The following is a 13,959-nucleotide window of genomic DNA, read 5'->3' as shown; positions in this document are numbered from 1 at the left end:
TCATCCTTTGGAAATTGTACCGGAAAAACAATATACCGGGCATACCGATATTTGTTGACAGTCCCATGGGGGCTGATGTCCTTGGGGTATTCAGGGATTTTCCCTCCTGGCATAAGATCCCGGAAGCCGATTTCAGGGCGATGTTCAAACACATGACCCTGGTAAGCAGTTATCGGGATACCTGGAGGACCATCGATGATCCCAGGCCAAAGATCGTAATAGCCGGAAGCGGGATGGTCACTGGGGGGCGTATACTGACCTATCTCACAAGGACCCTTGATAAAAAAAATACCACGGTCCTGCTGGTGGGATACCAGGCCGAAGGGACACGTGGGCGAAAATTGCTTGAGGGGAAAAAAAGCCTTAGGATCTTTGGGAAGGATTACCGGGTGGAGGCAGAGGTGGTCCACCTCGGGAGCCTTTCGGCCCATGCAGACCAGGGAGAACTCCTGGAATGGCTGGGGGATATCAGGAACATCCCTGAACAGGTCTTCCTGATCCACGGGGAAGAGCCGGCTATGGCAGTCTTTAAATCCAAAATAGAAGACTGTTACGGTTGGTCCGTTTCCATACCCTGTCAGGATGAAGCAGTAACACTGATATAGTCAAGGGATACTGATTAATGATCACGAGAAATCAAAACAAGAAAAATTAAATCACACATTATGGAAAAAGAAATTAAATCCACCGCACCGAGCCTGGAACTCCTTCACGATGAATCGAGGAAGTGGCTCTCAGAACTCGAATTTTTGGCAGACGAGATCACATTTTTTAGCAGGTTGTTGAATTCTTACGTGTTTGAACCGGATACTCCGGCCTTGTTCGAAGATCTGCAGGAACATCAGAAGGATCTCGCTCAGGCAGAGAAAAAATGCAAAGCCCTCAAAAAGCAGTTGCAGGAACACGAAAACCAGTTAAGTGGCTTGCTCGACTTGGCTAACACTACCCTGGATGCCGCCTACAAGGATAAACACCAGTACCTCAAAGAAGATATGGAACTCTGTCTGGCTGAATTCCAGCGGCTAAAACACGGGATGTTTCGCTACGGACAGACCATCCTCAAGAAACGCCACAGAAAAGACCAGTAAGGCAGGCATCATGACTTTTGTCATAGGAATCACGTGAAAGAAGGTGTATTTTGAACTCTGAGGCTTTTAAAACTCCTCTGACATTCATCTTGTGGATCCGTCGGATTTCAAAGGAGTTAGTTCCGTGATAATTTGCGGGACACAGGAGCCGAAAAATCAGGGACCATGAAGAGGATTGCCGGTTTTATTATACTCGTCCTGCTCGGTTGTTCGGATGCTGAATTGGTCAGCAGCTGGAAGAATCCGGATATAGTGATCTTTGATGCCAGCAAGGTGCTGGTAGTGGCCATGACACCTAACCCCGAGGCACGGCAGGAATTTGAGACGAGAATGGTAGCGAAATTCGAACGGCAGGGAGTAGAAGCCATGCGTAGCATCGATCTGTTTGATGTCAATTTTACGGTTAGTGCGAGAACGGAAGCTGAGCTTGATAATGTGGAACAAAGCCTTTTAGACAAAGACTTTGATGCCATCCTGTTTACTAAGATCCTGGGTTCTGAAACCCGTCAGACCCTGGCCAGGAAATTATCCGACATCGACAGGCAGAACGGCAGGTTCAAGGACGACTATCTCAATCATCAGAATATCTATTATGAGGATGAATACTACGAACGATACACGGTCTATCTCGTAGAGACCTCTCTTTACTGCATCTGTGTGGGTAAGGAAAGAAAATTGATCTGGAGGGGCGTCCTCGAGATCCCGGATCCCATTGAGGCAGAAAGCACCATTGATGAATATATAGAGCTGGTAGTATCGGCCATGAAAGAGCAGGAACTCATTTTCAGGGAGAAGAACCAGTAAATTTCATGAATTTCAGCCAGAAACCGTTTTAACCCCCACACCGACCTCAAAGGAGGGGTGCAAAGACGCGGGCCAAACCTTCCTTGAGCTTCTGATGTACAGGTCTTTGTATGATGGCGTGATGTTGGACCTCCTGACTTTCCTTACAGTCCGCTAAGAAATTCTCTTTAAGTTTTATCGCGATCTCAGCATCGTAGAGCAGGGCATTGATCTCATAGTTGTGCTCAAAACTCCGCACATCGATATTAGCCGTCCCCACGGAGGCAACTTCATCATCACTCACGATGATCTTGGAATGCAGGAAACCGTGGGGAAACTGGTAGATCCTGACCCCTGCTTTGAGAAATTCGTCGAAATAAGACCGGACCGTCCAGTCGACCAGCCTCGAATCGGTTTTCTCGGAGACCAGCAGCCTTACATCCACTCCGCTCAGGGAAGCGACCTGCAGGGCTTTGAGCAGCTCCGCGCTCGGGATGACGTAGGGATTGGTGATATAGAGGTACTCGCTGGCCTCATTGATAATGGAGAGATAGGACTGTTCTATGGTGGGAAAGACGTCATCAGGCCCATTCGGAACCACCTGTACAATAGTGTCTTCCCTGTATTTGCGCACCTTATCCGGGGAACATCTCATTTCGATCTTTTGTTCGGATACCATAAACCAGTCGGATATAAACACGTGCTCCATATGGGCTACGGCCGGCCCTTTGACGGCCAGGTGCATGTCATGCCATCGGCCTAGATTCGGATCTCCCTTGAAATAGCGATCCGAGATATTGATCCCGCCTGTAAATGCCACCTTTCCGTCTACCACGATGATCTTTCGGTGATTCCTGTAATTGAGAGAGGACAAGAACCTGCCAAAACGAAAAGGGAGGAAAGGGAATACGTCAACGCCCATTGCCTTCAGTTTTTTGATGTACGAATTGCTCAGGGAGTAGCTTCCGATGCCGTCATAGATCATTTTGATGTCCACCCCATTCTTTTTTTTCTCTTCAAAAAGGGTAAGCAATTTCTCGGTGAGTTCGCCTTCTTCAAAGATGTAGTACTGCAGGTAGATGTATTCTTCGGCACTGTCCAGGGCTTCGAAGATGCTGTGAAAGGTCTGTCTGCCGTCTTCCAGAAGGGTCACGATATTTTCGTCAGTGGGGGGATAATGGCTCGCTGATTCAACAAGGGTCATCAACTTCTTGTATTTGCGGTGCATCTTATCGAGAGCCGGGGACATTGAATAGGGAGGGACATCCAGGATTCCATCCCTCATCTGGGAGAGCTTTTTCTTCCTTCGGTTCCTTCCCAACATGATGTAAAGCAGGATCCCCCCGACGGGGATGGTGAAGATCGCCAGCAGCCATGCCAGGGTCTTGGAAGGTTTCACCCCGTTGATCAGCAATCCGATCACCAGGGTCAGGGCAGTGAGTATATAAAGGACGATCAATGCGATTTCAAGCATAGACGGGAAGTATTGGCTCAGGTCGTTTAGCCTGCATTTAAAAATAAGACAGATTATCGACAAATGAGGCCTGCTGCGGGATTTTCCATATCCGGTTGACCGTTGTTTCAGGAGTTGAGGAGTCCGCAAATTCTGTGATCCCCCATCGAAATAAATAGTAATATTGCTTTATCAAATGCAATCTATTTAGTATAATAGATGGTGAACAGATAGCCCTATGAATATACGCGATGGCGTAAAGACCGCAGAGAACAAGGTCTCTTCTGAAACTAGGAAACTCAGTGAATTTGTGGTCGACAGGAGCAAGTCGATCACTGACAGGCTCGAGAGCTTTGAGGATATCCTGAACCTCGAAGTGGGCGACACGGCCCTGAACCGCGCCAAGGCCCTGGAGCGGGAGTTCAACATCCGCCAGCTATATATCAAATACGAGGGGGACAACCCTACGGGCACCCAGAAGGACCGGATCGCCTTTGCCCAGGTGTACGACGCCCTGAGACGGGATTTTGACGTGGTGAGCCTGGCGACCTGCGGGAATTACGGGGTGGCTGTAGCCCTGGCTGCTAACCTCGCCGGTTTACATTGCAGGATCTACATCCCGGAATCATACCATACCGAGAGGGTGGAGGAAATGCGTTCCCTCAATGCTGAGATCATCCGGCTTCCCGGAAGTTATGAAGACGTGGTCTCCAGGAGCAGTGAACTGGCCCGGGAGCACGAGTGGTATGATGCCAATCCGGGTGGGGCCAATACACCGCTGCAGATCACGGCTTATGCACAGATCGCTCAGGAGATCTATGAAGACCTGGGAGACGCGCCCAAATATTGCGCCGTGCCCGTCTCCAATGGCACTCTGCTGGCGGGGATCTACCGGGGCTTTGTCAGCCTGTACAAGAGGGGCAAGACCTCCAAGGTTCCCAGGATGATCGCCGCGTCCTCTTCCTACAAAAACCCTATTGTACAGTCTTTTAAGAAAGGCCTTGATTATTGTAAAGACCTGAATCCTGACAATATCAAGGAGACCAAATTCAATGAACCTTTGATCAACTGGCATAGTTTTGACGGGGAGGAGGCCATTTACGCCCTGAGGGAATCAGGTGGGGCTGCCATCAACGTGAGCGATCGGAAGTTAAAGGAAATGGCCAGCCTTTTACAGAAAAAAGAAGGCTTTAGGATCCTCCCGGCTTCCACGGCCGGTCTCATTGCACTGCTGGAGTTGCACGAGGCAGAGCCCATGGAACCAGATCGATATGTTGCCATCCTGACGGCAAAGAATTAACTTTAATAGTATGAAAGAATCAATAGACGGAAATGCCCTGGTATTCTGCGAAGGGGCATTCAACACTCCGAACGGAAAGACCGCTCATGGATTGGTCAGGTTTACTGAAAGATATAACGTGGTGGGTGTGATCGACAGCCGCTATGCCGGCAAGGATGCAGGGGAGGTACTGGACGGAAGGCGGAATGGCATTCCACTTTTTAAGGATCTGAGCTCGGCTTTGGAGCATTTTAAAGGGAAACCCACCATGCCAAAAAGCCTGGTCATTGGCCTGGCGCCCGATGGGGGCCGACTTCCGGCAGCAGCCAAAAAGACCATTGCTGCAGCCCTGGAACTGGGTTGGAATGTAGACAGTGGCTTACACGATTTCCTGACGAACGACGAGAACCTTGTGGATCTGGCACAGAAGAAAGGATGCCGGATCAGGGATATCCGCAAAACCCCGGATCGGGATAAACTCCATTTTTTTACCGGGGACATTGAAAAGGTGGATTGTCTAAAGCTCGCAATCCTAGGTACCGATTCGGCTATAGGGAAACGAACAACGGCATGGATTTTGGTTCATGGGCTGAGGAAGGCAGGCCTGAAGGCAGAAATGGTGGGGACCGGGCAGACCGCCTGGATGCAGGGAGCGAAATACAGCATGGTCATGGACAGTTGTATCAATGATTTTGTTTCCGGCGAGATCGAGCATGCCGTGGTCAGTGCCTGGAAGAACGAAGACCCCGACGTGATCGTGATAGAAGGGCAGGGCAGCTTGATGAATCCGGCCTATCCCGGAGGATTTGAGATTCTGGCAGCTGGCAGACCCGACCACATTATTTTGCAGCATGCCCCAACCCGCAAGGAATATGATGGTTTTCCGGGGTATCGCCTGCATTCGCTGCCGGAACAGATCCATGCCCTGGAGGTGATCTCCGGGAAGAAGGTTATCGCGATAACCGTTAACCATGAGAACATGAAGGAAGAGGAGATCGCACCTGCTTGCAAGGGCATTACAGAAGAGACCGGCATCCCGGCTTTTGATGTCCTGGCATTCAGTGCGGAGCCCCTGGTGGAACTTGTAAAAAAACACCTCAAATAAACAACTGTTTAACCTATTTGAAAAAATATGAGAATGACAATGCCAAAAGATGCCTGTTCCTGGGCGATTCCATTGATATTCAAGGTCCTGATGGTGCTCTTTCTCTTGCCCATAAGTTCACAGACCCTTGTAGCACAGCAATATTCAGATACGGATCTGGCAGAAAAAATACAGGAATTCAAAAAGGATATTCGGGGCCCTTATAAAGATATTCGCTGGTTCTGCTCAGACGGGAGTATCAGGGCCCCTAAGGACCCCTGTCCGGAGAAAATAGGCCCGGGGGTTCAGCACGCCAGGTACAAGGATGTGGTTGAGGACATTGGAAGGAAGAACGGGATCTATTTGGGTCAGATCCTGGCCTATCATGAACCGGCAGATTTCTGGGACCCCAGAACCAATTTCTCAAGGTTAAAGCAATACCAGATAGACCAGTACCTCAGAACTGTAGATAACGGTTGGATCAACCGCAAAGGTCAGTTTTACAGGGGGTCCGTTCAGGCCGAAGACGAAGCAGCCTGGGGGCAGGCCTTTTACAGGGAAATACTTTCCCGGGAAGAGAACCTGAAGCAATACTTTTTCCTGATCCGGAATTCCATGAAGGATATCCCCTATGCCGAAGACGAGAACCTGGGACAGGAAATGCGCAGCCGGTCTAAGGTGATCTCTGACCTCCTGCCTTCTTTTATGGATCTGAGGGTCAAGATTCACAGCAGTCCCAAACCTGCAGACATTACAGACGTGGAACGGTTCCTGGCCCAGAACCGGAATTCCCTCGATCCCGAGCTCACCAAACAGTTCAATGGCCTGATCAAGGTCATGAAGGAGTTTCACCGGCCGTTCGACATGAATTCCCTTTCCGGCTACCTGAAAAAGCTCAAAAACGAAAACTTAAGGGCATCCCTCACAGGATTCATCGAGGCCCACTCCGGAGCCGAGGATCGCCCTGCCTTAATCCAGGGCAGTTCCGAATTCATGTGGGAGATCAGACAGGGTCTGTTATCCGAAGTTTCTCCTTCAGACAGGCTTCTGTTGCTGGAGATCTCCCTCAAACTGGAGGAAGTGATCTTCCGATACGAATCGGACTGGAATCCGGAAAATCTTCGCGAACAATTGAAAAAGATCTGTAACCTGGGCCTGGCCTCCGCCGCTTCGGGTTACCTGGAAATTTGGGAATGGGAACAGCTGGTATCCGCTTTGACAGCCTATGAAAAAAATTCTCTTACCCTGGAGGAACTGACCTATGTGCTGGAAAGGTCCCGCAGTGCTGTAGAGTGGAGTACCAGTATGTTCAAAGCCCATTACGAAGGGGTCTCAGAGTTGTACGCGGGTTTTGAACCGCTCGCCCATGGCTTTGTCGATGACAGGATCAGGGGATCTCTTGTCCTTCAACTGGGTCGCGCCGTTGGGGAATTCGGGGATTATATCGCGAGGGAATCCAACCTGGTCAACAAGGTCATGGATCTGAGGAATCAAAGTTCTGTCAGGGGACTCAACCCGGGTTATGCCATGGGAGAACTCGTAGTGGTCGAAGGGCTGAAAGAAGAAATGGAGGTTTCGTCAGACAAGATCTATGTTTTTCAAAGGCCCCCCTCCGACCTGAAGCCTGTGGCGGGTATAGCCACCGTAGCCGAAGGTAACCTCGTGTCGCACGTGCAACTGCTGGCCAGGAATCTAGGGATCCCCAATGCAGCCCTTTCTGATTCCAACCTGGAGGGACTTAAAAAATACGCCGGAACCATGGTCTTTTATGCGGTTTCCAACAAGGGGAATGTGATCCTGAAACCAGCCGACCAGATGACCTCAGAGGAAAAGGCTTTGTTCGAAGTAAAATCCCGAAAGGAGGAAAAGATAGCAGTGCCCGTGAAAGATATACGCCTCGATGTTAGAAAAGTCCTGAACATGAGGTCTGTGGATGCCTCTAATTCCGGAAAACTATGCGGGCCCAAGGCCGCGAACCTGGGGCAGTTGAAAAAGATGTTCCCCGATGAAGTAGTGGAAGGATTGGTCATACCCTTTGGGGTTTTCAAGATGCATATGGACCGCCCTATGCCTGAAACAAGCGGCAGTTACTGGGACTATCTCAATGCCATGTTCCGTGAGGCGGATGAAATGCGGGCGGCAGGAACCCCCGAAGGAAAGGTGGAGGAGTTCCAGTTAGAACGTCTTAAGACCCTCCGTGCAGCCATTCAGGCCATGGCGCTCGACCCGGATTTTGTCAGGGACCTGGAAACCGGATTTACTTCGGTGCTGGGAGCTGATCTGGGAAAGATCCCCGTCTTTCTGAGAAGTGATACGAATATGGAGGATTTGAAGGATTTCACCGGAGCGGGTTTAAACCTGACGATCTTTAACACGGTAGACAGGGAAAAGATCCTCAAAGGGATAAAGGACGTATGGGCCTCTCCCTATACCGAACGCAGTTTTAAATGGCGACAAAAATACCTGCTGAACCCTGAGAACGTATTCCCTTCAATCCTGGTTATCCCCAGCGTGGATGTGGATTATTCAGGGGTGATGATCACCAAGGGGATCAATGTGGGTACCGAAAAGGATCTCACCGTCGCCTTCAGTAGGGGTGCCGGAGGAGCAGTCGACGGACAGGCAGCCGAAACACGGTTGATCACCGGGCAATCCGATCTTCTGCTAGCTCCTGCCAGGGAGATCTTTTACAACAGGCTGCCGGAAACGGGAGGAACCGAAAGGCGGATCGCCACCTTTGAAGAACCCATCCTGAATAACAGGAATAAGGCAGACATCAGGAACCTGGCGACCAGCCTGCGGGAGATCCTTCCCAGAGAAACAGAATCAGACTACAAAGGCGCCTACGATGTAGAACTGGGTTTCAAGGACAATAAGCTTTGGCTGTTCCAGATCAGGCCCTTTGTAGAAAATAAAAGAGCCCTGGGATCTGCCTACCTCGAATCGATCACCCCTGTAATCCGGAAAGACAAAGTCATTCAACTCTCAACAAAATTATAATATGAATACATTCATCAAGATCTTCGGAATTCCGTTCATCGCCCTTATATCAATATCATTTTTCTATCCCATTGACGGATATGAAAGAACCGGGATCAAGCGCTTGAAAAGACTGGAACTCATACAGTCCGGTGAACTCAAGACCACTACCCCTCTTCCACCCGGTGCCTTAAGGTCTTGGGAGGATATCCACCTGAACCTGAAAGCGAGGAACGCAGATAGTGTTTCCGTCTTTTTTGCCGAGGACGAGCAACTGCAAAAGGATATCAATGCCCTGTTCAGGGGGATGGACAGGAGCTATTCTTTAAGTGTACTGGATATATCGGATCCCGAGAAGCTCCGGTATGCCCACAGGAATGAGACCCTGGGGTACCAGCCCGGCAGCGTGGGTAAAATTGCCGTCCTTGTGGCCTTGTTTGATCAACTCAGTAAGATCTATCCCGATTCCTTTGAGGACCGTCTCGCCCTCCTGAGTAACAGATCGGTAAAAGCCGGGCAGTGGGGCCTTACCGATGAACATACCATCCCTATCTACGACCTGGAGAAGAAAACCCTGGTCAAGCGCCAGGTGATCGCCTCGGATGTTTTTACGGTCTACGAATGGGCAGACCATATGATGTCTGTGAGCAATAATGGTGCAGCCAGCATCGTATGGCGCGAAGCCCTGTTGATGGCAGCTTTTGGGAAGGATTATCCGCAACTTACCGAAGAACAGGCCATGGCCTATTTTAAGGAGACCCCGAAAAAAGAACTGACGGATCTGGCCAATGATGTGGTCAATTTACCCCTGAGAGAACTCGGAATCACGAAAGACGAATGGCGCCTGGGAAGTTTCTTTACCAAAGGGGCGAACATTTATGTGGGCGACAAGGGCGGTAGTATAGGTACCCCCCTGGGCCTGATGAAATTTTTGGTTAAGCTCGAGCAAGGTGTGGTCATCGATGAGGCTTCTTCCCTGGAGATGAAGCGATTGATGTATATGACAGACAGGCGGATCCGTTACGCACAATCCCCGGCCCTCAAGGATGCAGCGGTTTATTTTAAGTCAGGTAGCCTCTATAAATGCGACCGTTCCAAGGGTGAGCCCTGTGGGAAATACCAAGGCAATGTGCAGAATTATATGAACTCCGTCATTATAGTAGAGCATCCGGACAATTGCCGGTATATGGTGGTGCTGATGTCTAATGTTCTCAGAAAGAATTCGGCCTCAGACCATTTGTACCTGGCTTCTGCCATAGACAAGGCAATCCGAAAAGTCTACTGAGAGGTCTTTAATTTTTCGAGGACCTGGGAAGCAAAGTCACGCAATCGCTCGTCCTCATGCTCCAGCATCATTTCCACAAGGGGCTGGTACCTTGGATTCTTTTGTTCCCCGATGAGGTAAAGAACTGCGAGTTTGATCTTGTGGTCATTTGCATGCAGTAGCGTATGAAAGCATTCGTATTCTGTGGGAACCTTAGACAGGAGGGTTTGCTGTACTTCCTCTGAGCTCACGTCAAGGATTGTATTCTCAATGATCGGCATGAGTTTCCTTCTCAGGTCTCCGTAAAGGAGGTTATCAAGATATTCGATGGCCCGTGACTGGGCGTCCTGTTTTTCGCTCAGAATGCCTTCATAGGCAATGTCGATATCGCGCGTGCCAAAACGCAGGCCGAGGAGCTTGAAGATCCTTTCAAGTCCGGCATCAAGTCGTCTTTCCAGGAGCTCCAGCAGGCTAGACCTGGCGTTTCTCTCGTCATCCGAGACCACCTGCCTGGATTTGGTGCGGTTGCGATACGAAATGATGATCTGCGTGTGCAGGGCGGAAAGGGATTGATGGTACATCCGGCACTCTTCCAGAATATTCCGGACCACTTTCAGGTGATCGAACCTGTACTGGGGATAATCCCGCTTGAGATCGCTCAGGGCCCTGATCGCCTCCTGCCTGATCGTCACATCCTGATCGTCTAATAAAAGCATCAGGGTGCTCACGGTTTGCTGGGATGGCATTCGTTTCAGGACCAGAGGGATAAGCCGGCACTGCTCAATCGGTGCCTCCCTGTCCTGGATAATCCGAATGAGATAGGGGGCGAGGTATTGCCCGTAGGCCAGAAAAGCCTCAATGACCGATGGCCGCATGTTCTTCTCAGAAAGGAAGGGCAAAAGTTCTTTGATGAAGGGAGGGTACAGGCTGAGACCCGTCGCTTCAATAGCCTCTTTTTGGATCCCTTTATCCGGGCTCTTCAAGGCTTCCGAAAGAAAGGGGTAGAACTCCGGGAGGTTGGCCACCCCTGCGATCTTCAAGGCAGCATGGGTCAGTTCAACATCGTCTTTTTGGTTTTCCGCCTTTTTGATCAGCTGTTCAATCCTTTCTGCAACCCGGTAATGCGTCCTCAGGGAATTATTGTCCCTGGATTCCCTCGCCAGGCAGAACAAGGCCGCCCTGGCGATCTTGGGATCCTGGTGATCCAGGAACTGGTCGAATACCTGTGATTTTTCAGAGCTGGAATGCAGCAAGACGTATTCGAGGGTAGCCGTGATCAGGTCCTCGTCTCCGGAAGCCAGTAGCAGGGGGATCTCTGTGACCATGGTATGCACGTTGAGGAAATACAGACTTTGCACGGCTGCAGTCCTGACCTTTACCGAGGGATGGGAAAGCAATTTCTGTACCTGGGGGAAGAATCTCGGATCATTGATTTCCCTGAGTTTACCCAGCATGAAGAGGATCTGGGATTCCGAGCCTTTTTCGAAAACCTTCTTCATCCCATCGACCACCGAATGCTGTTTCACATTCAATTTTTTGGAAGGAGATTTCGTCTCGAGTACCATGGCCAGATTGTCCCTGAAAGTCTGAAAATATTCCTGCCTCACCTTAAAGACAAAGTACACCCAGAGGATGAGGAGAAGGATGATGATCCCGGTGATATAGACGGAAGGGGCAGAAAGTCCCCTCACAAAAAATATCAGGATAAACCCTGCGATTCCCGTGGCCACGCTGTCTACTACAACATCGATATAGGTCTTGGTCTTATTCTTAAGTTCAAAGGGCAGGGGCAGGGCCAGTAATTCCATGGCACTTTTGTTGATGGATTGCTTAAAGGAACCGTCGACCGCCTTCACGAAAACGATCAGGGCGAGCTCGGGAAAGAAAAAGAACAATACCGAACCCACCAATATTCCCATCGGCAGGATCAACATGGAAGATCCAACGCCCCAAACCCCTACGACCCTGTGAGTGACGAATAACTGTATGCTCAGGGAAAGGAGATTGAAGGTAGAGAACCAGAAGGCAAAAAAGGAGGTCAGATCATCGGGATTCGGAATGGCTGCGGATGCGAAATCACTGAATTGATAGTCGACTAGCTTTGCGACGATCACACTGATTCCCAGGATACTGGCCAGAAAGGTCAGATGCCTCGACTTTCGAATCAGTTTCAGGGGCCGGTCTGAATCCAAATCCGTTCTCTTCTTGACCTTGAACAGGTTCAGTTTCTCTACTCTCAGTCGCCATATGGTACCTAAGAGCGGAATGCAGAGAAAGAGAATGACGATGGCGAGGATAAAAACGTTGTTGTTCCCGATAATGGGAGCAAGGATAGAAGTGAGATATCCTCCGAAGATTCCTCCCAGGATCGCCCCGGACCCTATAAAGCCGAAAAGCCTCTTTGCTTCCCTTGGGTTAAAGACCAGGTTGGCCAGTACCCAGAACTGGGAGGCAGACAGTACCGCGTGAATGGCGACCCAGACGTAGAAGAAGAAAAGCATCCATGCATTCAGCAACTCAAACTTGAGCAGCAAAACAAGCAATGACAGGATGACGATGGTGATAGAAAGGGTGGTCTTCACCACGCTCAGGAGTGAAAACCGGTTCAGCGCCCGTGAATACAGATACGAACTCAGGTAGGCGATCAGGGCCACCCAAAGGAAGGCGACCGGCAGGCTTTCTACACCCAGTTCGGAAAGGAAAAGGGAATTTACGGTTGGTTTTATGATCAGCAGGCTGGTGATGATCATAAAGACGTACAACTGCATCAGAAAGGCGATCCTGAATTCACCTTCCTGAATGTTGAACGATTTCTTTAGGATTTCCTGCAGTTTCATAAAGAATTTTGCCCGAATTTACCCTTTTCTGTAATTTTTGAAATTCTTTAGGGTGGTTTCTACGGGTCTGACCAAATTCCGGATGATCTGTTCCCCGTTGGGATCCTCGATCAGGGCGACCAGGATGTACCTCCTGTTTTTGTCCACCCCCCAAACCAGGGCAGAATCCGAGTGGTAATTTCTCCAGGACCCGGATTTCCTGAAGATCCTGGCATCCGGAGCGAGAATGTTGAGGGTATTCACAAATTTGTGGTGGAGCTCGGGGTTTTCGAGGATGTCGAGCATTTGGGCCGACTTATCCTGGTTCACCAGCTTACCATTGGCAAGGAGGTAATAGAAACGGCATACCTGGGTCACTGAAGCCGCATGACTCAGGTTCTTGATCGGCTCCCTGTGGGTATCACCCCCTCCGCCATAGCGTTTTCCAACCCATAAGCCACCGCCCGTATCTTCGTCGTAGAACTCGTATTTGGGGTTGGTCATGACCTCTTCTATCTTGGCATAGCCCACACGGTCTATCATTCGGGTGGATGCCTGGTTATCCGATTTGCTGATCATGAGGCGCATATCCTTCTTTACCTCTGAGGTTTCCTTGAGTTGCCCCTTCTCAATAGCATCCATGGCCGCCAGGAGGATAGCGATCTTGGGCAGGCTGGCCGCATACATCATGTGGTTGCCGTTGATCCTCGCAAATCGCACGTTTTCAGGATCCCGCAGGTCTACGAGTCCGACCGCCATTCGTTTAGACTCAATGAGCCTCTTCCACTCGGGATTCTTGTAGATCTGGTTTTCAAGACTCCGCTGGAGGGAGGTGTCCAGCAGGGACCTCAGGGGTCGGATATTTTCATTGGGTACTTTCAAAGGCAATTCTCTCTGGGCAGGCAAGAGGCTGCAGAGGGTAAAGAAAATGGCCGTAAGTGAATATTTAAGATTCATATTTAATTCGTTATTTGACGACGTAAAATTATTTCAATTTCATATACGATATGTGTTAATATTTTAGATCGTCTAACTCTTGTAGGATCAATAAAATAAGGCATTTCGTGAAATAGTATATCACCACTGTTAAAATTGTGGTATTTTTAATCTCGCATTCTGCGGAATTGAGCCCTGAAGGTGTTAAATTCCAACATTCCGATCCTTATAAATAACAGATTAAAAATGACAGGTATTCGATCCCTGGTGGTTTTCC

Annotated in this window: 10 protein-coding genes; 7 read left to right on the top strand and 3 right to left on the bottom strand. The window is 49.7% G+C overall.

From position 1 onward, the window contains the following. The 3 genes from ABYP73_RS05600 to ABYP73_RS05590 form a co-directional block, all read left to right on the top strand. Positions 1–605: MBL fold metallo-hydrolase RNA specificity domain-containing protein (locus ABYP73_RS05600; RefSeq protein ID WP_372973697.1), on the top strand; the 605-nt coding region annotated here is incomplete at its 5' end. A 60-nt stretch (positions 606–665) separates the two neighbouring features. Then, positions 666–1,088, top strand: a complete 423-nt coding sequence (locus ABYP73_RS05595; protein ID WP_372945307.1) for a hypothetical protein — start codon at positions 666–668, stop codon at positions 1,086–1,088. A 165-nt stretch (positions 1,089–1,253) separates the two neighbouring features. Further along, positions 1,254–1,892, top strand: a complete 639-nt coding sequence (locus tag ABYP73_RS05590) for a hypothetical protein (protein WP_372945308.1) — start codon at positions 1,254–1,256, stop codon at positions 1,890–1,892. Between the two features lie 46 nt (positions 1,893–1,938). Here the strand turns inward: ABYP73_RS05590 and cls are convergent, their stop codons facing one another. Then, on the bottom strand, positions 1,939–3,345 hold the full coding sequence (gene cls, locus ABYP73_RS05585; RefSeq protein WP_372945309.1) for a cardiolipin synthase: 1,407 nt from the start codon (positions 3,343–3,345) through the stop codon (positions 1,939–1,941). Between the two features lie 217 nt (positions 3,346–3,562). On the opposite strand from cls, the gene ABYP73_RS05580 reads away from it, so the two are divergent. The 4 genes from ABYP73_RS05580 to ABYP73_RS05565 are packed head-to-tail and all read left to right on the top strand — an operon-like array spanning position 3,563 to position 9,951. After that, positions 3,563–4,624 carry a pyridoxal-phosphate dependent enzyme gene (locus tag ABYP73_RS05580; RefSeq protein WP_372973696.1) on the top strand — a complete coding sequence of 354 codons (1,062 nt, stop codon included), beginning with the start codon at positions 3,563–3,565 and terminating at the stop codon, positions 4,622–4,624. 10 nt (positions 4,625–4,634) lie between these two features. Continuing rightward, positions 4,635–5,708, top strand: a complete 1,074-nt coding sequence (locus ABYP73_RS05575; protein WP_372945311.1) for a DUF1611 domain-containing protein — start codon at positions 4,635–4,637, stop codon at positions 5,706–5,708. Between the two features lie 33 nt (positions 5,709–5,741). Beyond that, the gene (locus tag ABYP73_RS05570) at positions 5,742–8,687 is read left to right on the top strand and encodes a PEP/pyruvate-binding domain-containing protein (protein WP_372973695.1); all 2,946 of its coding nucleotides are present in this window, start codon (positions 5,742–5,744) and stop codon (positions 8,685–8,687) included. Between the two features lies 1 nt (position 8,688). Beyond that, a complete protein-coding gene (locus tag ABYP73_RS05565) occupies positions 8,689–9,951 on the top strand; it encodes a serine hydrolase (protein WP_372973694.1) in 1,263 nt (420 codons plus the stop codon). Here ABYP73_RS05565 and ABYP73_RS05560 read toward each other — a convergent pair. After that, positions 9,945–12,767, bottom strand: coding sequence for a hypothetical protein (locus tag ABYP73_RS05560; RefSeq protein WP_372973693.1), 2,823 nt, complete (start codon positions 12,765–12,767; stop codon positions 9,945–9,947). The genes ABYP73_RS05565 and ABYP73_RS05560 overlap by 7 nt on opposite strands. An 18-nt stretch (positions 12,768–12,785) precedes the next feature. After that, positions 12,786–13,703, bottom strand: a complete 918-nt coding sequence (locus ABYP73_RS05555; RefSeq protein WP_372944729.1) for a serine hydrolase — start codon at positions 13,701–13,703, stop codon at positions 12,786–12,788. Positions 13,704–13,959 lie beyond the last annotated feature (256 nt).

The sequence above is a fragment of the Muriicola sp. genome, from assembly GCF_041567615.1.
Classification (GTDB): domain Bacteria; phylum Bacteroidota; class Bacteroidia; order Flavobacteriales; family Flavobacteriaceae; genus Muriicola.
Note: the sequence above shows the minus strand (reverse complement) of the source record. Positions and strands in the feature narration are given on the sequence as shown.

What these genes read in the sequence shown, in the direction of transcription:
- ABYP73_RS05580 (WP_372973696.1), top strand. Translation starts at nt 3,563, where the DNA reads ATGAATATACGCGATGGCGTAAAGACCGCAGAGAACAAGGTCTCTTCT.
- cls (WP_372945309.1), bottom strand. Translation starts at nt 3,345, where the DNA reads ATGCTTGAAATCGCATTGATCGTCCTTTATATACTCACTGCCCTGACC.
- ABYP73_RS05565 (WP_372973694.1), top strand. Translation starts at nt 8,689, where the DNA reads ATGAATACATTCATCAAGATCTTCGGAATTCCGTTCATCGCCCTTATA.
- ABYP73_RS05595 (WP_372945307.1), top strand. Translation starts at nt 666, where the DNA reads ATGGAAAAAGAAATTAAATCCACCGCACCGAGCCTGGAACTCCTTCAC.
- ABYP73_RS05590 (WP_372945308.1), top strand. Translation starts at nt 1,254, where the DNA reads ATGAAGAGGATTGCCGGTTTTATTATACTCGTCCTGCTCGGTTGTTCG.
- ABYP73_RS05575 (WP_372945311.1), top strand. Translation starts at nt 4,635, where the DNA reads ATGAAAGAATCAATAGACGGAAATGCCCTGGTATTCTGCGAAGGGGCA.
- ABYP73_RS05560 (WP_372973693.1), bottom strand. Translation starts at nt 12,767, where the DNA reads ATGAAACTGCAGGAAATCCTAAAGAAATCGTTCAACATTCAGGAAGGT.
- ABYP73_RS05570 (WP_372973695.1), top strand. Translation starts at nt 5,742, where the DNA reads ATGACAATGCCAAAAGATGCCTGTTCCTGGGCGATTCCATTGATATTC.
- ABYP73_RS05555 (WP_372944729.1), bottom strand. Translation starts at nt 13,703, where the DNA reads ATGAATCTTAAATATTCACTTACGGCCATTTTCTTTACCCTCTGCAGC.